Origin of the sequence: Streptosporangium sp. CA-135522 (assembly GCF_050949235.1) — a bacterium.
GTDB lineage: Bacteria > Actinomycetota > Actinomycetes > Streptosporangiales > Streptosporangiaceae > Streptosporangium.
On the sequence record NZ_CP192026.1, the window covers coordinates 3231174 to 3250429 of the forward strand.

The window sequence follows — 19256 nt, forward strand, 5'->3', positions numbered from 1 at the left end:
GCGGGCGTTCGTGAATCCCCTGGTGGTGCGCGGGACCGATGACGTGCGGGCGTTCGTGAATCCCTTGACGACGGATACGGCCGGTGCCCGGCCGGTGAGGAGGTGTTCGTGACCCGCGTCCGGCGCCTGTTGGTCTTTCTCATGGCCGTCGCCGTCCTCGGCGGGACGGCCGTCGGCTACGCGGCCTGGGCCGCGCGCCGCGACCCCGGCCCCGCCCAGGCGGCCGGGGACGGCGCGCCCCGTCCCGGGCAGCTGATGTTCCGTACGGCGGGCGGCCGGGTCGCGGCCGTGCCGCTGGGGGACGCCTCCGCCGCGCCCGCGGTCGGCGGCCTGGCCTGCGACCGGTTCTCCACCGCGGCCGGCACCTCGATCTGCCTGGTCGCCCAGCCGGGACCGGTGGTCACCACGCACGCCGTGATCCTCGACCGGTCGATGCGGGAGACGCGCCGGATCAAGCTGGCCGGCATCCCGAACCGGGCCAGGATGTCGCAGAGCGGCCGGATGGCGTCGTGGACGGTGTTCGTCACCGGCGACTCCTACAGCGAGGGTGGTTTCTCCACCTGGACCGGCATCCTCGACACTCGAAGCGGCTACGCGGTGACCAACATCGAGGACATCCCGCTGACCCTGAACGGCCGCCGCTACCACGCCGCCGACGTCAACTACTGGGGTGTCACCTTCGCCGCCGACGACAACCGGTTCTACGCGACCGTGGGCACCGCGGGCAAGACCTACCTCGTCGAGGGCGACTACGGCAGGTGGCAGGCGCGCGCGCTCCGCGAGAACGCCGAGTGCCCGTCGCTGTCGCCCGACGGGACTCGTCTGGTATTCAAAAAGCGCGTCTCCGCCGACCCCGACCGGATGTGGCGGCTGCACCTGCTGGACCTGGCCACCATGCGGGAGACGCCGCTGGCCGAGCCCGCCAGCGTCGACGACCAGGCGGTATGGCTCGACGAGCGCACCGTGGCCTACGCCAGGGGCGGGGACGTCTGGTCGGTGCCCGCCGACGGCTCCGGCGCCCCGGCCCGGCTGGTGCGCGGAGCCTCCTCGCCGGTGGCCGTCCGGTGACGGTCGGCGCCGGCGGGCGCGCGGATGTTCCGCCGTGACCGCGTCCCCCGCGTCCCCCGCATCCCCTGCATCCCCCGCGTGCCCCGCGTCCCCCGCGTGCCGGGGCCCGGCTCCAGGCCCCCGCGGCCGGAGTCGAGCCACCGACCACGGCGACGGCGGTCAGGGCGGACGAGTCGCCGCACGCCGTAGGGCGTGCGGCGACCTGGTGGATCAGGAGATCAGCGCGCCGGGGTGCCCAGCGAGCAGTGCCGGGGATCAGGACGGCCGCGCAGGCCGGCCAGGTCGGCCAGGAGGGCGTCCCACCGGGCGCCGACGGTGTCGAGGTCGTAGCGGGCTGCGGTGCGCAGCGCGTTGCCGCCCAGCGTGCGGCGGAGCTCCTCATCCTCGATCAGGCGGCGGATGCCGCCGGCGAGAGCGTCGGTGTCCCCGGCAGGGATCAGCAGGCCGTCGTGCTCGTGGGCGATGATCTCGCGGGGGCCGTGCGGGCAGTCGAAACCGACCACCGGCACCCCCTTGCTCATCGCCTCCAGGATGGTCATGCCGAAGCCCTCGTACCGCGAGCTGACCACGTAGATCGACGACTTGGCGAGCTCCACGCCGATCTCCTGGCTGCTGCCCATCAGGAACACCCCGTCGGTCAGCCCGGCCTCCTCGATCTGTTCGCGCAGCCGCTGCTCCCGCTCCGGCGTGCCGCCGCCGAAGATGCGCAGGATCCAGTTCGGGTGCGCCGCCGCAACCTGCCGCCAGGCCGTGACCAGGCGGTCGAAGCCCTTGGCGTGCACCAGCCGGCCGATGGCGACCACGACCCTCTCGTCCAGATGCGAGAGGTCCCCGGCCAGCCGAGGCACGGCATTGGGGATGCGCAACAGCTGCCGGGGGGCGTCGGCCTTCAGCAGCCCGGCGTACTGCGCCAGGTCGGCCTCGGTGAGGGTGACGAACGCGTCGAGCCTGCCGTACCGCCTCTTGATGAGCCGTCGCATCTGCGGCCTGTGGACCTGGAGAGAGACGTGCTCCTGCCCGATGGTGATCACCTCGGGGGGTGCGAACAGCGCGGCGGCCAGGTTGTAGGCCGGACGCGTGGTGATCAGGACGCCGCCGCGCATGGCGCGCAGGCGGCGGATCAGGCGCAGGTCGGTCCAGAGCGAGACGGTGTGGTGGATGTTCTCCTGCTCGGGTACGAGCCTGCTGGCGAAGCGCGACAGTAGCCGGGCCGCCGGGCTCCGCGCCGTGATCCTGTCGTCCAGGAACGACACCCGCACGCCCGGCGGGATGGGCAGGAACGGCTCCTCGGCCGTGCGGACGACGCTGATGATCTCCACGTCCCGCTCACGCGCCAGGTATCCCGCGAGGTTCAGCACGGTCCGGATGGTGCCGCCCATCCCGTAGGCGTGATGCAGCACGATCCGGACCGTCCCGGTGTCCGGCGCGGGCGCCCGCCGCGCCCGCCTGTCGTTGAGCCTCTTCAGTGACCACAGCGCCGCACGCGTGACCGGCCCTCGAATCTTCCCCGTCAATTGAAGGTTCCCCGTTCGAATGGTTTTCCGTCCCATGACGCGCTCGCGGGACCTCCCCCGGTCCCGGGAACGCGGAAGCCCTTTACGGGAGGGCGGGCACCGCCGGCTTGTCGTCGGTCCAGCCGGCCTGGAGCGTGATCGTGGTGGAGGACTCGGTGGGGAACGGCTCGCCGTCCATCGTGGTCTTCGTGTCGAAGGCCAGCGGTGTCATCGTGCCGGTGTCGACGATCAGCCGAGTGGTGCCGGTGATCGTGTGCTTCTGCTGCCACTTGCCGGAGCCCTGCTGATGGTCGATGAGAAAGCCCTGACCGGTCCTGCCCCGCGGGTCCTCGTCCTTCCCCAGGGAACGAACGCCGGGCATCGTCGGCAGCGCCTCGTACGCCGCGGCACGGACCTCCTTCACCGGAACCTCGGACAGCATGGAGACCAGCGTTCCCCTGATGTAGATATCGCGGGTGTCGTCGGAAACGCCGGAGTTCGGATCCCGCGACGCCTTGTCGACCCAGGCCTTCAGTCCGGCCGGGTCGGTGGGCAGCGCCCGGACCTGCTCGTACGACAGCAGTCGGTCGACCACGTAGAAACCGAGCACGGGGTCGCCCTTCTGGTCCTTGCCGGGAACGAGCCAGCTCTTGTTCGGCTTGATGGACGGGGACCCGTCGCGGCGCCACGCCGCCTCGTCCGCCGCGCTCCGTGGGCGTAGGCCGAACTCCCGATACCCGCTCCATGTTCTGCCGTCGGGTGAGGTCCAGCGCTCCAGGAGCTCCTGCTTCTCCAGCCGGTAGCGGTTCTTTCCCCGCCCCGCCTGCTGGGAGGTGCCCTTCCAGAGGGTCCTGGTATGCCAGTAGGCGCCCTCCGCCGGGACCGCCGTCGTCTGGGCGGCGGCCGCGAGCCGGAGCGCCGGTGCGGGCGAGGGACCCGGCAGCGCGACGGCGCCGACCGCGGCCAGGCCGGTCCCGATCGCGGTCAACCAGCGGATCGGCGTGGCTGGGCGTGTCTTCCGGTCCTTCAGATGATCAGATCGCATGCCCCCTAATACGCCCGGGCTGTCCGAAACGTTGCCTGCCAAATCCGTTATTTCGGGAAATCACGGAGTTTGGCGGATACGGGCAACGGTTCGTCGGATCCGGGCGTATTAGAGGGCATGAAACTGGATGAACAGGCGTGAGCGGCCCGGATGACGATGGGTTCGCCGGGTTCGTCGCCGCGCGCGGCACCAGCCTGCTGCGGGTCGCCTACCTCGCCTGCGGCGACGAACGGGACGCGGAGGACCTGCTACAGACGGCGTTGGAGCGCACCTACCGGAAATGGGACCGGGTGCGCTACGACGACCCCGAGCCCTACGTCCGCCGCGTCATCGTCAACACCGCCATCAGCCGCGCCCGGCGCCGGGCGATCCTGCGGATCGTCCCGACGCACGCCCCGCCGGAACTGCCGGCCCGGGAGTCCGACGTCGACCTGCGCCGCGTGCTCATGGACGCCCTGCGTGCCCTGCCTCCCCGGCAGCGCGCGGTGGTCGTCCTGCGCTACTGGGAGGACCTCAGCGAGACGCAGACCGCGGAGATCCTCGGTTGCTCGGCGGGCACCGTGAAGAGCCAGGCGTCGAAGGCGCTCACCAAACTCCGGTCGGCGATCGGCGCCGAATCAGTGGAAGGGCTGATCAGGAATGTCCATGCTTGAGGACGACCTCCGTCAGATCATGGCTGAGGAGACGGCGCGGCTGCGCGCCGCACCCGACCTGGTGGACCGGGTCGTCCGGTCCTCGCGCCGCAGGAAGACGGTGCGGACGAGGTATGTCGCGATGGTCGCCGCGGTGGCCGTCGCGGGGATCACGGTCCCCACCGGGCTGACCCTCGCCTCCGGGCCCACGGCCGGGGGGCCGGCCGCGACGGCGTCACCCGACACCACCGACCACGCCGTGCCGCAGCCCTTCGAGCCGCCCCCGCTGCCCACCCCGTCGCCGACCCGCGACTTCGGGGATCTCGGCGACGGAAAGGCCTTCGGGCACGTCAAGGTGGGATACCTGCCCGACGGCCTACGGTGGTCGAACTGGTCGATCGACAGCGGCGACGAGTACACGACCGCGTGGAACTACGACGGCGACAAGAACGGCTTCTACTGCGTCCAGATCTTCGTCTACGAGGATCAGTCCGCCCAAAGGTCCCGCGACCGCGTGCGGTCCTACCGCGACGAGTCCGAAGGCGAGGAGGTGACCATCGGCGGCCGGACCGGCTACCTGGTCACCCAGTGGGTCGGCGAGGACGGCGGCAAGGGCACCCCCACGATGTTCCTCGACATGGGACCCGACCGGATGGCCGAGATCATGTTCAGCCCGGTCTTCGCCAAGAAGCTGCACACCCGCAAGGCGGTCGAGCGCGAGCTGAGGAAGATCGCCCTGGAGCTCACCTCCGACGACGGGGGATCGGAGAGGACCGCCGAAGCGCCCGCCGATGACGACGGAGGCTCGGGCACGACCACCGAAGCGCCCGTCCCCGACGGAGGAGACCCGGGCACGACCACCCGGGCGCCCGCCTCCGGCGGCTGAGCTTTCCGGAGGTCGCCTCCGAGGGCTCGGCCGCGGCCGGAACCCGCGGGAGGTCTCCCGAGCTTCCGGCCGGGATCGGACCCGCTCGGCACCGGCTCAGCGACGGCGGGGGCGCCACCGGTTCCACCCGTCCTGCCACCCCCGGTGGGGGCGGTGGGCACGGTCGCGGCGGCCGCCCGTGCGCTGCCCGGCCGCGTGCTCCCAGCCCCCGCGCGGCCCGGTGGCGCGGAGCTCGCCCTCCTCGCCCTTGTCGTCCTTTTCCATGCCGGGGGTGAAGCCGCCGCCGAAACGCCCCATGTCCGGGTGATGGAAGGAGGACGGCCGGACCTCCTCCAGGGCGGCCGACATCGACGCCACCCAGATCGGGCCGGGCAGGGAGGCGCCCTGGACCTGACCGTAGTATTCGCCGCCGATCCGCACGTCGCTCAGCGGGTAGCGGTAGGAGCCGCGGATGTCGCCCATGCTGACCGCGGCGGCCAGGTCCGGGGTGTATCCGGCGAACCAGGCGGAGGTGTAGCCGTTGTTGGTGCCGGTCTTGCCCGCCGCGTCGCGGTCGATGCTCTGGCCTTTCATGGTGCCCTTGGTGAACACCCCCGACAGGACGTGGTTGACCGCGTCGGCCACCTCACGGTCGATCGCCTGCTCGCAGCTCGGCGGCACCTCGACACGCCTGCCGTCCCGCTTGACGATGTCGGCGATGGCCATCGGCCGGCAGTAGCGGCCCCGGGCGCCGAGCGCGGCGAACGCCCCCGCCACCGTCACCGGGTCCATCTCGTTGACGCCGAGGGTGAAGGTCGGGACCTCGCGCAGCGGCGTGCCGTCCGCGCGGGCGATGCCGAGGGCCTTCGCGGTCCTGACCACCGGGCACAGGCCCACGCGCCGCTCCAGCATCATGTAGAAGATGTTCACCGACTGCCAGGTGCCGGTGGAGATGCTGTACGGGCCGCCTTTGCCCTCGCCGCTGGCGTTGAAGACCTCGGCGCGAGGGTCGTTGACCTTGCGGCCCCGGCAGTCGACGAAACCGGAGTCGGGCTCGAACCGGCCGGGTGTCATGAAGCCCTGGTCGAACCGCCAGCCCCTGCCCAGCGCGGTGGCCAGGGTGAACGCCTTGAACGTGGAGCCGGCCTGGAAGCCCATGCCGCCGCCGTGCGCCACGTCGGCGGGCAGGTTGTAGGTGGTCCGCGGGCCGTTGTCGCTGTTTCCGGCGTTGCGGCCGTACTTCTTGCTCGCCGCCATCGCACGGATCCGCCCGGTGCCCGGCTCGATCATGGCCTCGGCCGCGACCTCGGTGTCGTCGGCGTCGACCCGGGCGGAGATGGCCCGCTGCGCCGCCCGCTGGGCGACCGGGTCCACGGTGGTGCGCAGCACGATTCCGCCCCTGGCCAGGCGGCGTTCCCGCTCGGCGCGGGTGTTGCCGAACACCGGGTTGGTCAGCAGTTCCTTGTGCACGTAGATGCAGAAGTAGGGGTAGGCGCTCTCCGCGCAGCCGCCGGGCTCCGGCTTCAGCCGGATGCCCAGGGGAGCCCTCTTGGTCGTGTCGGCCTCGGCCTGGGTGATGTCGCCCACCTGGGCCATCCGGTCCAGCACGGTGTCTCGGCGCTCCCGCAGCCGCGCGCGGCGCTGGCCGCCCAGCGACGGGTCCGTCGCGTACGGCGTGCGCACCGCGCCGGCCAGCGTCGCGGCCTGCCGCAGGGACAGCCGCGCGGCCGGGACCGAGAAGAACCGCTGGGCGGCGGCCTCGATCCCGAACGCCCCCGCGCCGAAGTAGGCGATGTTGAGGTAGCGCTCCAGGATCTCGGCCTTGGTGTACTTCTTCTCCATCGCCAGCGCGTACCGCAGCTCGGTGATCTTCCGCTTGAGGCTGGGCGCCCTGGCCTGGGCGCGTTCGGCGCTGGTCTGGGCGTTCTCGACCAGGATGTTCTTCACGAGCTGCTGGGTGAGTGAGGATCCGCCCTGCCGTACGCCGCCGGCCTGGGTGTTGGTCACCAGCGCCCGCAGCGTCCCCTTGATGTCCAGGCCGGCGTGCTCGTAGAACCTGGAGTCCTCGATCGCCACGATCGCTCGCTGCATGATCGGGGCCACCTCGCCGAGGGGCACGATCGTCCGGTTCTCGGTGTAGAACTGGGCGAACTGCTTGCCGTTCTTGTCCAGCAGCACCGTGCGCTGCGGAAGCGGATCCTCACGCGGGCCGGCGGGCAGGACGGTCAGGGTGCGCGCGACGTTGTTCGCGGTGATCCCGACGCTGCCCACCATCGGCAGGGCCGCCGCCGCCGCCAGCACCCCGCCGAGCACGCCGCAGGCCACCAGCCCGCGCAGGCACACGACAGGGCCGCGTCTCACCTCGTGTCGTCGCGAAGTCACACATAGTAAGGTGCACCGGATGATCAGCTGCAAACGTCCGGGCGGAAAACTTTACTCCGGAGGAGCCTCTTCTCGACTGATCTTCAGGCCCAGCGAGGCGAACTGCTCGAAGGGGCGGTGATAGCCCCGCTCGATGTGGTGCACCCCGCGCAGCGTGGAGGTGCCCTCGGCGGCCGCGGCCGCGAGCACGGCGGAGAATCCGGCCCGGATGTCGGGCAGCGTCACGTCGGCGCCGCGCAGCTTCGACACGCCTCGCACGACCGCCGAGTGCTTGGCGTTGGTGTCGTGGTAGCGGCAGGCCGGGCCGCCGAGGCACACGTCGAAGACCTCGATCTCGCAGCCCATCCGCTGCAGGGCGGGCACGTAGACCAGCCGGTTCTCGAACACCGTCTCGTGCAGCACCGACATGCCCTGGGCCTGGGTGAACAGCACCATCAGCGGCGTCTGCCAGTCGGTCATGAACCCCGGATGCGTGTCGGTCTGCACCGCCGCCGCCCGCAGCCCGTCCGGCGCCGACGCCGAGACGTAGTCGTCGGTGATGTCCATCTCGGCGCCCATCCGGGCCAGAGTGGTGATCGCGGTGACCAGCCGGTCCTGCGGGCAGCCGTGCACCCGCACCTCGCCGCCGGTGATCAGGCCGGCCGCGAGATACGAGAAGGCTTCGATCCGGTCGCCGTTGAGCCAGGTGGAGGCGCCGCGCAGCCGCTCCACGCCCTCGATCACGATGCGCCGGTCCGGGCTGAGCTCGATGCGCGCGCCCATACGCTGCAGGAACAGGGCGAGCTCCACCACCTCCGGCTCCATGGCCGCGCCCTTGAGGACGGTCTTGCCCTCGGCGAGCACCGCCGACATCAGGATCGTCTCGGTCGCGCCCACGCTCGGGTAGGGCAGCTCGAGCCGGGTCCCGCGCAGCCGCTTGGCCTTGGCGTAGACGCCGGTGTCGCTCACCTCGACCTCGGCGCCCATGGCGCGCAGCGCCTCGACGTGGAAGTCGACGGGCCGGCGCCCGATCGGGTCGCCGCCCACCAGTGGCACGAACGCCTCGCCCGCCAGGTGCAGCAGCGGGCCGAGCATCAGGATGGGAATCCGGTTGAGGCCGGTGAACGCCGCGGGCACGTGCGGGTTGATCTGCGGGCCCTGCGCGATCCTGATCTCCCGGGGCGTGATCTCCACGTCGATGCCGAGTGCCCTCAGCATCTGCGCGGTGATCGCGACCTCGCCCACGTCGGGGGCGTTGTGAATCGTGCTCTCGCCGGTGCCCAGCATCGCGGCGACCATGTGCTTGGAGACGCCGTTCTTGGAGCCGCGCACCTCGACGTCGCCGCGCAACGGCCCGGAGGGCTCGATCAGCCATACCTCTTCGTTCACCTGGACAGAGTAACGGGAATCCACCCGAGTCTCGGGGAGCACGGGCCGCGTGGTCGGTAACATCGGGCACATCCGTACAGAGGGTGAGGGGAAACACATTGCGGCATGCGCGCGACTTCGCCGTCACGGTGCTGGTGCTCGGCCTTCTGGGAGTGGCCGGCGGTGTCCTGTGGTCCCTTCTCGCGCCGCGCCCGCCGTACGTCATGACCAAACAGGGCGCGCTGCTGGCAGATCCCTCCACCCAGACGCTCATCGCGGCCGACGGCTGGTTCGCCGTCGTGACCGGCGCGCTCGGGCTGGCCTGCGGCGCCGTCGGCTACAGCCTGTCGCGCCGGGGACGCCCGCTGGCGATGGTGCTCGGCCTGACCGCGGGCGGCCTGCTCGGCGGATATCTCACGCTGGTGGTCGGCCGGGCGGTCAACCTCGGCGCGCAGAGCGTCACCGCCGCCGGGACGTCGATGACCCTGATCCCCGGCCCGCTGGGCCTGACCGCCCACGGGGTGATGTGCGCCTGGCCGATGCTCGCCGTCGGGCTGTTCTTCGCCCTGGAGGGCATCGCGGGATACCGCGACTCGCCGCTGCGCCGCCCGTTCGGCGGACAGGACCCCTACGGGCCGCTGTCGACCTACGACATCAGCGGCAGCTAGGCCTGCGCGCGCCGTGCCCGGTGGCCCGCTCGAACGCGCGGGCCAGCCGCAGCACCCGCAGGTCGGCGAAGGGACGCCCGACGATCTGCACGCCCACCGGCAGCCCGTCCGCGGTGAACCCGCACGGCACGGACGCCGCGGGGGAGTGCAGCACGCTGATCCAGTAGGCGGAGCGCATCCACGCCAGGTAGTCCGGGAGCGCCTGCCCGTTGATCTCCGAGACGTACGGCGCGTCCACCGGGAACGGCGGCACCTGGCTGACCGGCGTGATCAGGAAGTCGTAGGCGTCGAAGAAGGCGGCCATCCGCCGGTAGAGGCCGCTGCGCAGCCGCTCCGCCCGGGCCAGGTCCGCCCCGGTCACCGCGCGTCCCTGCTCGACGTTCCAGCGCACGTTGTCCCCGAGCCGGTCCTGCGGCAGGTCGCCGTAGGACAGCGCGTAGTACCACGCCCGGTAGATCCGGAACGCGTCCTCGGCGTCCGACAGGTCCAGCTCCACCCGCTCCACCCATGCGCCCAGCTCCGCGAGCACGGCGGGGGCGGCGGCGGTGACCCTCGTCGTCTCGGCGTCCACCGGCAGCCCGCCCAGGTCGGGGCTCCACGCGACGCGCAACCCGGTCAGGTCCAGCTCCAGCGGCTCGGTGAAGATCGCGCCGCTCTCGGCGACCGACAGGGGAGAGGCCGCGTCGAAACCCGACACCACGCTCATCAGCAACGCCAGGTCCTCCACGGTGCGGGCCATCGGACCCGGCACGCCGAGGGTGAACCACGCCGCCGTCGGCGACGGCGACGGCACCCGCCCCGGGGTCGGCCGCAGGCCCACCACGTTGCAGAAGGAGGCCGGGTTGCGCAGCGAGCCGCCCATGTCGGAGCCGTCGGCCAGGGCCACCATCCCGCTCGCCAGCGCCGCCGCGGCCCCGCCGCTGCTGCCGCCCGCCGACCTCGACAGGTCGTAGGGGTTGCGGGTGGCGCCGAACAGCTCGTTGACGGTGTGCGAGCCGGTGCCGAACTCCGGGGTGTTGGTCTTGCCGACCGTGATCGCCCCGGCCTCGCGCATCCGCCGCACGATCAGGGAGTCGGCGCCGGGGACGTGGTCGGCGAAGAGCGGCGAGCCGTACGTGGTGCGGATCCCGGCGGTGTCGGCCAGGTCCTTGTGCGCGACCGGCAGGCCGTGCAGCGGCCCGCGCAGACGACCCCTGGCCAGGTCCTCGTCGGCCTCCCGGGCCTCCCGCAGGGCGCGCTCGGCCACCAGGGTGACGATCGCGTTGACGCGCGGGTTGACCTCCTCGATCCGGCGCAGATGCGCCTGCATCAACTCGGCCGCGCTCACCTGCCGGGTGCGCAGCAGTTCGAGCATCTCGATAGCGGTCAGGTAAAACATCTGCTCCCCCGATCAGGTGCGGCCTGCGCCGAGTCTCGCCGAAGACGCCGTCCGGGCGCCTCGGCAACCTTCGACAACGCGGAGGCCGGGGGGACTAGCCCGCCTTGCCGATGGGCGCGGTGACGGCCTGGGTCAGCCGTACCAGCTCCGAGGGGGCGGTCTCGATCTGCAGCCCGCGACGGCCGGCCGAGAAGTAGATCGTGGGGAAGTCGAGCGCCGAGGCGTCGATCACCGTCGGCAGCCGCTTGCGCTGCCCCAGCGGGCTGATCCCGCCCACCACGTAGCCGGTGACCCGCTCGACCTTGGCCGCGTCGGCCATCGCCGCCCGCTTGCTCCTGAGCGCCGCCGCGAAGGCCTTCAGGTCCAGCTTGCCCGCCACCGGCACCACGGCGACGGCCAGCCCGCCCTCCACCTCGGCCACGAGCGTCTTGAAGATCTGCTCGTACGGCACGCCCAGCGCGTCGGCGGCCTCCTCGCCGTAGGCCTGGGCGGCGGCGTCGTGCTCGTAGGGATGGAGGGTGAAGTCCACCTCGGCCTGGGTCAGCGCCACCGTCGCCGGCGTCCCCTGGCCGCCCTTGCTCCTGCTCTTGCTCACGGGGCAAGCTTAGTGGTTGATTAAAATCTACTTTGTAAAGGGCATGTCCGGATGGTGGACGGAACGAGACCGGGCGCCGGACCTCCGTAGACTAGATGGGTGATTTCCCGTACCGACCTGCGCGGAACCCTCCCCGAGGACCTGCGCGACGTGCTGCCCCGTGCCGAGCTCGACGTCGAAGCCGCCCTGGAGAAGGTGCGGCTGATCTGCGAGGACGTGCATCATCGCGGCGTCGAGGCGGTGCGGGAGCTGACCGCGAGATTCGACGGCGTCGAGCTCTCCTCCACCCGGGTCCCCGCCGAGGCGATCACCGGGGCGCTGGAGGAGCTCGACCCCAGGGTCCGGGCGGCGCTGGAGGAGTCGATCCGCCGTGCCCGGCTCGTCCACCGCGACCAGCGGCGCACCGACGTCACCACCCAGGTCGTGCCCGGCGGCACCGTCACCGAACGGTGGGTCCCCGTCGAGCGCGTGGGCCTCTACGTCCCCGGCGGCCGCGCGGTCTACCCCTCCAGCGTGGTCATGAACGTCGTGCCCGCGCAGGAGGCCGGGGTGCCCTCCCTGGCGGTCACCTCTCCCGCGCAGAAGGAGTTCGGCGGGCTGCCGCACCCGGCCATCCTGGCCGCGTGCGCCATGCTCGGTGTGGAGGAGGTCTACGCCGTCGGCGGAGCCCAGGCCGTGGCGATGTTCGCCTACGGCACCGAGGAGTGCCCGCGCGCCACCATGGTCACCGGTCCCGGCAACATCTGGGTCGCCGCCGCCAAGCGGCTGCTCAAGGGCCGCATCGGCATCGACTCCGAAGCCGGGCCGACCGAGATCGCCATCCTCGCCGACTCCACGGCCGACCCCGTGCACGTGGCCGCCGACCTGATCAGCCAGGCCGAGCACGACACGATCGCCGCAGCCGTCCTCGTCACCGACTCCGTCGAGCTGGCCGACGCCGTCGAGCGCGAGCTGCCCCGGCAGGTCGCCGCCACCAAACACGGCGAGCGCGTCACCGAGGCGCTGTCCGGCCGCCAGTCCGGCATCCTCCTCGTCGACGACATGGAGGCCGGGCTGCGCGTCGTCGACGCCTACGCCGCCGAGCACCTGGAGATCCACACCGCCGACGCGCCCGCGCTGGCCGCGCGGGTCCGCAACGCCGGAGCCATCTTCGTCGGCACCTACGCTCCCGTCTCGCTCGGCGACTACCTCGCCGGGTCCAACCACGTGCTGCCCACCGGCGGCTGCGCCTGCCACTCCTCCGGACTGTCGGTGCAGACCTTCCTGCGCGGCATCCACGTCGTCGACTACACCCGCGAGGCCCTCGCCGGCGCCGCCGCCCACGTGTGCGTCCTCGCCGACGCCGAGGACCTCCCGGCGCACGGTGCGGCCGTCCGCGCGAGGTTCGACTGGGAGGTGCCCTCGTGAGGACCTCCCGGCCCGTGTTCACCGGGAGCGCGCCCGCCCGTGCCCGCCTCGACCGGGAGGTGTCCTCGTGAGCCTTGAGGATCTGCCGATCCGGGACGATCTCCGGGGACGGTCGCCCTACGGCGCCCCCCAGATCGACGTCCCGGTCCGGCTCAACACCAACGAGAACCCCTACGGTCCCTCCGCGTCCCTGGTCGCCGACCTCGCCGAGGCCGTACGGCACGGCGCGGCCGGGCTCAACCGCTACCCCGACCGCGACGCCGTCGCCCTGCGCCGAGACCTGGCCGCCTACCTGGGCCACGGCCTGGCCGTCGAGCAGGTCTGGGCGGCCAACGGCTCCAACGAGGTGCTCCAGCAGATCCTGCAGGCCTTCGGCGGCCACGGCCGCACCGCGCTCGGTTTCGAGCCGTCCTACTCCATGCACCCGATCATCACCACCGGCGCCTCGACCGAGTGGATCTCCGGGGCGCGCGAGGACGACTTCGGGATCGACCCGGACAAGGCCGTCGCCGCGATCGAGGAGCACCAGCCGGACATCGTGTTCCTGACCTCGCCCAACAACCCCACCGGCACCGCGCTCGACCCGGCCGTGATCGCCCGGATCGTCGAGGCCGCACCCGGCATGGTCGTCGTGGACGAGGCCTACTTCGAGTTCGCCCGCACCGGCACCCCGTCCGCGCTGACCCTGCTGCCGGACAACCCCCGGCTCATCGTCACGCGGACCATGTCCAAGGCGTTCGCCATGGCGGGCACCAGGCTCGGCTACCTCGCCGCCAACCCGGCGGTGATCGAGGCGCTGCTGCTGGTCCGGCTGCCGTACCACCTGTCGACGCTCACCCAGACGGCCGCGCGTGTCGCGCTCGCCCACCGGGAGGAGCTGCTCGGCACCGTCGACAGGCTACGGGCCGAGCGGGACGCCACGGTGGAGTGGCTGCGTGGCAAGGGACTGGCGGTCGCCGACTCCGACGCCAACTTCGTGCTGTTCGGCCGCTTCGCGGACAGGCACGCGGTCTGGCGGGCCGTCCTCGACCGCGGGGTGCTGATCCGCGAGGTGGGACCGCCCGAGTGGCTGAGAGTTTCGATCGGAACGACCGAGGAGATGGCGGCCTTCCGGGCCGCCCTGGAGGGAACCCTGTGAGCAGTCTCGCCGGAGACGAGTCCGCCAAGCGCGTCGGACGTGTCGAGCGTGTCACCAAGGAGACCTCGGTGCTGGTCGAGGTCGACCTCGACGGCACCGGGAACGTCGAGGTGTCCACGGGCGTGGGGTTCTACGACCACATGCTGAACCAGCTCGGCAAGCACGGCCTGTTCGACCTGATCGTCAAGACCGAGGGCGACCTGCACATCGACTCCCACCACACGATCGAGGACACCTCGCTCGCCCTGGGGGCCGCGTTCCGCGAGGCGCTGGGTGACAAGTCGGGCATCCGTAGGTTCGGCAGCGCGTCCTGCCCGCTGGACGAGGCACTCGCCCAGGTCACGGTCGATCTGTCCGGCCGCCCGTACCTGGTGCACACCGAGCCCGCGGGGATGGCGCCGATGATCGGCGCGGAGTACGACACCACGATGACCCGGCACATCCTGGAGTCGTTCGTCGCCCAGGCCGCCATCTGCCTGCACGTCCACGTCCCCTACGGCCGCAATGCCCACCACATCGTCGAGGCCCAGTTCAAGGCCCTGGCCCGGGCGCTGCGCGAGGCGTCCGAGCGCGATCCGCGCGCCACCGGTGTGCCGAGCACCAAGGGCGTGCTGTGAGCCGGGACCGTACGGCCGGCGGGGAAGGAGGCCGATGAGCGACAACTGGACGGCCGTCGCCATGGCCTTCATCGCGTTGTTCCTGGTCGGCGGGATCATCTCCTTCTACAAGCAAGGCCTGAAGAAGGGCGCGCTGCTGCTGGCGGCCCTCGCGGCCCTGGCGACTACCGCGGCGGTGCTCTGGTGGTGAACATAACCGTTCTGGACTATGGATCCGGCAACCTCCGCTCCGCGGAGCGCGCCCTGGCCCGGGTCGGGGCGAATGTCACGGTGACCTCCGACTACACGGAGGCGATGGAGGCCGACGGCCTCGTCGTGCCGGGCGTCGGCGCGTTCGCCGCCTGCATGTCCGGGCTGCGCGCCGTACGCGGCGACCGCATCATCGACCGGCGCCTGTCCGCCGGGCGGCCGGTCCTGGGCATCTGCGTCGGCATGCAGATCCTGTTCGGCGTGGGCGTCGAGCACGGCGTCACTACCGAGGGCTGCGGCGAGTGGCCCGGCACGGTCGAGCGCCTCGACGCGCCGGTCCTGCCCCACATGGGCTGGAACACGGTCAAGGCGCCCGAGGGCACCGTGTTGTTCGACGGCATCGACCCGAGCACGCGCTTCTACTTCGTCCACTCCTACGGCGTACGAAACTGGGAGCTTCAGGCCGGGCCGGGGTTCACCGATCCGCTGGTCACCTGGTCCGAGCACGGTGTCCCGTTCGTGGCGGCGGTGGAGAACGGGCCGCTCATGGCGACCCAGTTCCACCCGGAGAAGTCGGGCGACGCCGGAGCCCAGCTGCTCACCAACTGGCTCGGCACCGTCAAATGAACCGCCGGGCGCATCACCGGACGAGCCGCGGGACGGACCGCCGGTGAGCAAGGAGCGGGCCAGGCGCAGGGCCGAGCGGGAAGCCGAACAGGCACGCCAGGCGGCCCTGCACGCCGAGCGGGAGGCGAGGCTGGCCCGGCGGCGCGAGTGCGTCGGCCGGATCACCGCGCTCCTGCCCGGCAGGCCCGTCCGGATCGCCGTCCAGGGCGGCATCATGGCTCGCCGCCGCCGCGCGCAGAACGGCCTCGTGGCCGTGCTGTTCTTCATCGTCCAGGCCATCGCCTGGCTGCTGTGGTCCTCGTGGACCACACGGCTGGGCGTGTTCGTTCTCTCGGTGCTCTTCGTGCCGCTTTTCGTCACCCTCGTTTTCGACCGGAGGTCCTGATCAGATGTCGCTAGAGTTGCTGCCCGCCGTGGACGTCGCCGACGGCCAGGCGGTCCGCCTGGTCCAGGGTGCGGCAGGCACCGAGACCTCCTATGGCGACCCCCTCTCCGCGGCGCTCGCCTGGCAGGAGTCCGGCGCCGAGTGGATCCACCTGGTCGACCTCGACGCCGCCTTCGGCCGCGGTTCCAACCGCGAACTGCTCGCCTCCGTCGTGGCCGCGCTCGACATCAAGGTCGAGATGTCCGGCGGCATCCGTGACGACGCCTCCCTGGAGGCCGCGCTGGCCACCGGCTGCCGCCGGGTGAACATCGGCACCGCCGCCCTGGAGAACCCCGCCTGGTGCTCCAAGATCATCGCGGAGTACGGCGACAGGATCGCCATCGGTCTCGACGTCCGCGGCACCACCCTCGCCGCCCGTGGCTGGACCAAGGAGGGCGGTGACCTGTGGGAGGTGCTCGAACGCCTGGAGGCCGACGGCTGCCCCCGCTACGTCGTCACCGACGTCACCAAGGACGGCACCCTGCGCGGTCCTAACCTCGACCTGCTCCGTGAGTTCTGCGCCCGCACCGACAGGCCGGTGGTCGCCAGCGGCGGGGTGTCCTCCCTGGACGACCTGCGGGCCCTGGCCGCGCTCGTCCCGATCGGCGTCGAGGGCGCGATCGTCGGCAAGGCCCTCTACGCCCAGGCCTTCACCCTCGAAGACGCCCTGGCCGCGGTGAGCTCCTAAGTTGCCGCACGTGGGAAAGGACGCGGTGAGCCACCGCTCGGGCACCCGGGTCTTCAGCGGTGGCATCTGGGAGGAGAGGTACGGCTATGCCCGCGCGGTCGTGGCGGGGCCATGGGTGATCGTCTCAGGCTGCACCGCTACCGTCGATGGTGAGGTCCAGCACGTCGGCGACGCCTACCGGCAGTCGCTGACCGCCTTCGGCGTCGCGCTGGACGCCATCGAGAAGGCCGGCCTGTCCCGCCGCGACGTGGTACGGGTCCGTTACTTCGTGGTCGACGACGAGCATTACGACGAGGTGGGCCGCGCGCACGCCGAGTTGTTCGGCGAGATCCGCCCGACCTGCACCGGGGTCCGGGTGGCGGGCCTGATCGACCCGCGCATGCTGGTGGAGGCCGAAGTCGAGGCATACCGTGAGTGAGGAGCTGTAGATGACTGTCGCGGTGCGAGTGATCCCCTGCCTGGACGTGGACGCCGGGCGGGTCGTCAAGGGTGTCAACTTCGAAAATCTCCGCGACGCCGGAGATCCCGTCGAGCTGGCCCGCCGCTATGACGCGGAAGGGGCCGACGAGCTGACGTTCCTCGACATCACGGCCTCCAGCTCCGACCGGTCGACGACGTACGACATGGTCAGGCGGACCGCCGAGCAGGTGTTCATCCCGCTGACCGTCGGCGGGGGAGTGCGCTCGGTCGAGGACGTCGACAAGCTGCTGCGCGCGGGCGCGGACAAGGTGGGGCTGAACACCGCGGCGATCGCCCGGCCGGAGTTGCTGACCGAGGCGTCGCGGCGCTACGGCGCGCAGTGCATCGTGCTGTCGGTGGACGCCCGCCGGGTGGTGGACGGCCCGCCGACCCCGTCCGGCTTCGAGGTGACCACCCACGGTGGCCGCCGGGGCACCGGCATCGACGCGGTCGAGTGGGCCCGCCGTGGTGAGGAGCTGGGGGCGGGTGAGATCCTGCTCAACTCCATGGACGGCGACGGGACCCGTGACGGTTACGACCTGGAGATGATCCGCGCGGTCCGGGCCGTCGTCTCCGTCCCGGTCATCGCCAGCGGCGGCGCCGGGGCGCTGGCGGACTTCCCGCCCGCGGTCGAGGCGGGGGCGGACGCGGTGCTGGCCGCGTCGGTGTTCCACTTCGGCCAGCTCAAGATCGGCGAGGTGAAGGACACGCTACGCGCGGCGGGTCACCCGGTGCGCTGACGATCGCGGCGTCCGGAAGGCTTTGAGCGGGTCCCTTACGGCGGCCGGTGACCGAGGTTCCGCGCGCGAGGGCACGGACGCCGCGACGTCCGCACCTTCACGTGCCGGGGCTGGATCAGTCGAGGTCGGCGGGGTCGACGGCGTGAGCCATCGCGCGGTAGCCGGCGTCGTTGGGGTGCAGGTGGTCGCCGACGTCATAGGCGGGGTCGAGCCGGTCCTCGTCGGACGGTGAGGCGAGCTCGCGGTCGAAGTCGACCACCTCGTCGTACTCGCCCGAGGCGCGGATCCAGGTGTTGACCTCATCCCGCTTGGCCTCGCTGCGCACGGTGTAGTACCGCGATCCCTTCATCGGTGGCAGTGTGGCGCCGATGACCCGCAGGCCTTTGGCGCGGGCCTGCCGGATCAGATCGCGGTGCCCCGCGATGATCTCCTTGGCGGAGACGTCGGTGGGCGGCGCGCCGATCGGGGTGGGAGCCTCGCTCATGCCTATGTCGTTGATGCCCTCCAGGATGATGACCGTGCCCACACCGGGCTGGCCGAGGACGTCGCGCCGGAAGCGGGACGTCGCCTTGTCGCCGAGGCACGCGGAGTCGACCGTTACCCGGTTGCCGCCGATGCCCTGGTTCAGCACGGCGCGTGGCCGGCCCATGGCGGCCAGGCGCTCGGCCAGCTCATCGGGGTAGCGGTTGTCAGCGCCCGGCCTGGAGCCGTAGCCATCGGTGATGGAGTCACCGAAGGCGACCACGCCGGCGCGGCGCGACGTGCCGCCGATGACGTCTACCCCGCTCAGGTAGTACCAGGACGGCGAGGTCTCGGTGAACGCCTCGGCGCCGCTGTCGGCCCGGTGGTCACCGTCGGCGCGGTAGCTGATCGCCATGGCCTGGGCGTGGTAGGTCGCCGGGCCGGTCGGTGCGGCGACGTAGAGCGTGACCGTCACGGAATCCAGGGCGGTCAGCGGCAGTGGCATCGGGTCGCTGGCGAGCTCGGCACCGGCCGGGACGGTGAACGCCCGTGCCTGGTTGACGGTGAGGTGCCGCAACGACCTGGGCCGGACGGCGGCGCCGTTCACAGTGCGGGCGACGGTGGCACCGGTGACCTTCAACGGGGTGGTGCCGTAGGCGTTCGACAGCCGGATCCGGATCAACGCGCCGCCGGTGCTGACGCGGACCACTTGGCGGATCGTCTGATTCGCGAAGCCCTGTTCGGACCAGTTCGGGGTGAAGCTCGCGCTCGGGCGGTGTGGCGAGGCGGTCCAGGTGGCGACCCAGCCGTGCGCGGTCGCGGCGGTGGCCGGCGCCGAGGTCACTGCGGACGCCGTCCCGGAGCCTGCCAGCAGCGTGGCGAGCGTGAGGGCCAATACGGGTGACAGCCGTCGCGGTACGGCATGCATTGTTGCTCTCCAAACGATTGCCCGCATGCGCGAACACATGCGCGGTGGTGTGGTGACGGTTCAGGACGGCGGCGGGATCTTCCGGAGGTCATCTCTCTCCGGAT

Annotated in this window: 20 protein-coding genes; 13 read left to right on the top strand and 7 right to left on the bottom strand. The window is 71.7% G+C overall.

The genetic code is table 11. The features are described 5' to 3' along the window. The first annotated feature begins 108 nt into the window (after window positions 1–108). Window positions 109–1068: a TolB family protein gene (locus ACQPYK_RS15255; RefSeq protein WP_433255672.1), complete on the top strand. Its 960-nt coding sequence runs from the start codon at window positions 109–111 to the stop codon at window positions 1066–1068. Between the two features lie 218 nt (window positions 1069–1286). Here ACQPYK_RS15255 and ACQPYK_RS15260 read toward each other — a convergent pair whose 3' ends face one another. Both ACQPYK_RS15260 and ACQPYK_RS15265 read right to left on the bottom strand, forming a co-directional pair. Continuing rightward, window positions 1287–2582 (bottom strand): glycosyltransferase family 4 protein, encoded by a 1296-nt coding sequence (locus ACQPYK_RS15260; protein WP_433255674.1) that lies wholly within the window; start codon window positions 2580–2582, stop codon window positions 1287–1289. Between the two features lie 82 nt (window positions 2583–2664). Next, entirely contained in the window at window positions 2665–3549 is an 885-nt protein-coding gene (locus ACQPYK_RS15265) for a CU044_5270 family protein (RefSeq protein WP_433255677.1), read from the bottom strand. Window positions 3550–3743: 194 nt separating this feature from the next. On the opposite strand from ACQPYK_RS15265, the gene ACQPYK_RS15270 reads away from it, so the two are divergent. Together ACQPYK_RS15270 and ACQPYK_RS15275 are read left to right on the top strand one after the other, a co-directional pair. Beyond that, window positions 3744–4259 (top strand): SigE family RNA polymerase sigma factor, encoded by a 516-nt coding sequence (locus ACQPYK_RS15270; RefSeq protein ID WP_433255680.1) that lies wholly within the window; start codon window positions 3744–3746, stop codon window positions 4257–4259. Next, on the top strand, window positions 4252–5124 hold the full coding sequence (locus ACQPYK_RS15275) for a hypothetical protein (protein WP_433255683.1): 873 nt from the start codon (window positions 4252–4254) through the stop codon (window positions 5122–5124). Before ACQPYK_RS15270 ends, ACQPYK_RS15275 begins: the two co-directional genes overlap by 8 nt. Window positions 5125–5220: 96 nt before the next feature. Here the strand turns inward: ACQPYK_RS15275 and ACQPYK_RS15280 are convergent, their stop codons facing one another. Together ACQPYK_RS15280 and murA are read right to left on the bottom strand one after the other, a co-directional pair. Then, window positions 5221–7485 carry a transglycosylase domain-containing protein gene (locus ACQPYK_RS15280; RefSeq protein ID WP_433255686.1) on the bottom strand — a complete coding sequence of 755 codons (2265 nt, stop codon included), beginning with the start codon at window positions 7483–7485 and terminating at the stop codon, window positions 5221–5223. A gap of 51 nt (window positions 7486–7536) precedes the next feature. Continuing rightward, on the bottom strand, window positions 7537–8853 hold the full coding sequence (gene murA / locus ACQPYK_RS15285; protein WP_433255689.1) for a UDP-N-acetylglucosamine 1-carboxyvinyltransferase: 1317 nt from the start codon (window positions 8851–8853) through the stop codon (window positions 7537–7539). 98 nt (window positions 8854–8951) lie between these two features. On the opposite strand from murA, the gene ACQPYK_RS15290 reads away from it, so the two are divergent. Then, entirely contained in the window at window positions 8952–9500 is a 549-nt protein-coding gene (locus tag ACQPYK_RS15290; protein WP_433255691.1) for a hypothetical protein, read from the top strand. On the opposite strand, the gene ACQPYK_RS15295 is transcribed toward ACQPYK_RS15290, so the two are convergent. Both ACQPYK_RS15295 and ybaK read right to left on the bottom strand, forming a co-directional pair. Further along, window positions 9487–10878, bottom strand: coding sequence for an amidase (locus ACQPYK_RS15295; protein ID WP_433255693.1), 1392 nt, complete (start codon window positions 10876–10878; stop codon window positions 9487–9489). The two genes, ACQPYK_RS15290 and ACQPYK_RS15295, sit on opposite strands and share 14 nt — an antisense overlap. Before the next feature lie 94 nt (window positions 10879–10972). Continuing rightward, window positions 10973–11473 (bottom strand): Cys-tRNA(Pro) deacylase, encoded by a 501-nt coding sequence (gene ybaK, locus ACQPYK_RS15300; RefSeq protein ID WP_433255696.1) that lies wholly within the window; start codon window positions 11471–11473, stop codon window positions 10973–10975. A gap of 99 nt (window positions 11474–11572) precedes the next feature. Here ybaK and hisD point away from each other — a divergent pair, with 99 nt between their 5' ends. The 9 genes from hisD (at window position 11573) to hisF (ending at window position 17762) form a co-directional block, all read left to right on the top strand. Next, window positions 11573–12880, top strand: coding sequence for a histidinol dehydrogenase (hisD, locus tag ACQPYK_RS15305; protein WP_433255702.1), 1308 nt, complete (start codon window positions 11573–11575; stop codon window positions 12878–12880). A 67-nt stretch (window positions 12881–12947) separates the two neighbouring features. Beyond that, window positions 12948–14018 carry a histidinol-phosphate transaminase gene (locus ACQPYK_RS15310; protein ID WP_433255705.1) on the top strand — a complete coding sequence of 357 codons (1071 nt, stop codon included), beginning with the start codon at window positions 12948–12950 and terminating at the stop codon, window positions 14016–14018. Then, window positions 14015–14635 carry an imidazoleglycerol-phosphate dehydratase HisB gene (hisB, locus tag ACQPYK_RS15315; protein ID WP_433255708.1) on the top strand — a complete coding sequence of 207 codons (621 nt, stop codon included), beginning with the start codon at window positions 14015–14017 and terminating at the stop codon, window positions 14633–14635. Before ACQPYK_RS15310 ends, hisB begins: the two co-directional genes overlap by 4 nt. Window positions 14636–14669: 34 nt before the next feature. Next, entirely contained in the window at window positions 14670–14825 is a 156-nt protein-coding gene (locus ACQPYK_RS15320; protein ID WP_433255710.1) for a hypothetical protein, read from the top strand. Further along, window positions 14816–15451 (top strand): imidazole glycerol phosphate synthase subunit HisH, encoded by a 636-nt coding sequence (gene hisH, locus ACQPYK_RS15325; RefSeq protein WP_433258806.1) that lies wholly within the window; start codon window positions 14816–14818, stop codon window positions 15449–15451. The genes ACQPYK_RS15320 and hisH overlap by 10 nt, the downstream gene beginning before the upstream one ends. 43 nt (window positions 15452–15494) lie before the next feature. Continuing rightward, on the top strand, window positions 15495–15836 hold the full coding sequence (locus ACQPYK_RS15330) for a hypothetical protein (RefSeq protein WP_433255712.1): 342 nt from the start codon (window positions 15495–15497) through the stop codon (window positions 15834–15836). 4 nt (window positions 15837–15840) lie between these two features. After that, window positions 15841–16563, top strand: coding sequence for a bifunctional 1-(5-phosphoribosyl)-5-((5-phosphoribosylamino)methylideneamino)imidazole-4-carboxamide isomerase/phosphoribosylanthranilate isomerase PriA (priA, locus tag ACQPYK_RS15335; protein ID WP_433255715.1), 723 nt, complete (start codon window positions 15841–15843; stop codon window positions 16561–16563). A gap of 10 nt (window positions 16564–16573) precedes the next feature. Then, window positions 16574–16981, top strand: a complete 408-nt coding sequence (locus ACQPYK_RS15340; RefSeq protein WP_433255718.1) for a RidA family protein — start codon at window positions 16574–16576, stop codon at window positions 16979–16981. Between the two features lie 10 nt (window positions 16982–16991). Continuing rightward, window positions 16992–17762, top strand: a complete 771-nt coding sequence (gene hisF, locus ACQPYK_RS15345) for an imidazole glycerol phosphate synthase subunit HisF (RefSeq protein ID WP_433255721.1) — start codon at window positions 16992–16994, stop codon at window positions 17760–17762. A gap of 115 nt (window positions 17763–17877) precedes the next feature. Here the strand turns inward: hisF and ACQPYK_RS15350 are convergent, their stop codons facing one another. Next, the gene (locus tag ACQPYK_RS15350; RefSeq protein WP_433255724.1) at window positions 17878–19152 is read right to left on the bottom strand and encodes an SGNH/GDSL hydrolase family protein; all 1275 of its coding nucleotides are present in this window, start codon (window positions 19150–19152) and stop codon (window positions 17878–17880) included. Between the last annotated feature and the right edge of the window lie 104 nt (window positions 19153–19256).

Excerpts from the sequence above, each read along its gene's own strand:
- ACQPYK_RS15275 (WP_433255683.1), top strand. The coding sequence starts at position 4,252 with ATGCTTGAGGACGACCTCCGTCAGATCATGGCTGAGGAGACGGCGCGG.
- ACQPYK_RS15295 (WP_433255693.1), bottom strand. The coding sequence starts at position 10,878 with ATGTTTTACCTGACCGCTATCGAGATGCTCGAACTGCTGCGCACCCGG.
- ACQPYK_RS15320 (WP_433255710.1), top strand. The coding sequence starts at position 14,670 with ATGAGCGACAACTGGACGGCCGTCGCCATGGCCTTCATCGCGTTGTTC.
- priA (WP_433255715.1), top strand. The coding sequence starts at position 15,841 with ATGTCGCTAGAGTTGCTGCCCGCCGTGGACGTCGCCGACGGCCAGGCG.
- hisF (WP_433255721.1), top strand. The coding sequence starts at position 16,992 with ATGACTGTCGCGGTGCGAGTGATCCCCTGCCTGGACGTGGACGCCGGG.
- ACQPYK_RS15350 (WP_433255724.1), bottom strand. The coding sequence starts at position 19,152 with ATGCATGCCGTACCGCGACGGCTGTCACCCGTATTGGCCCTCACGCTC.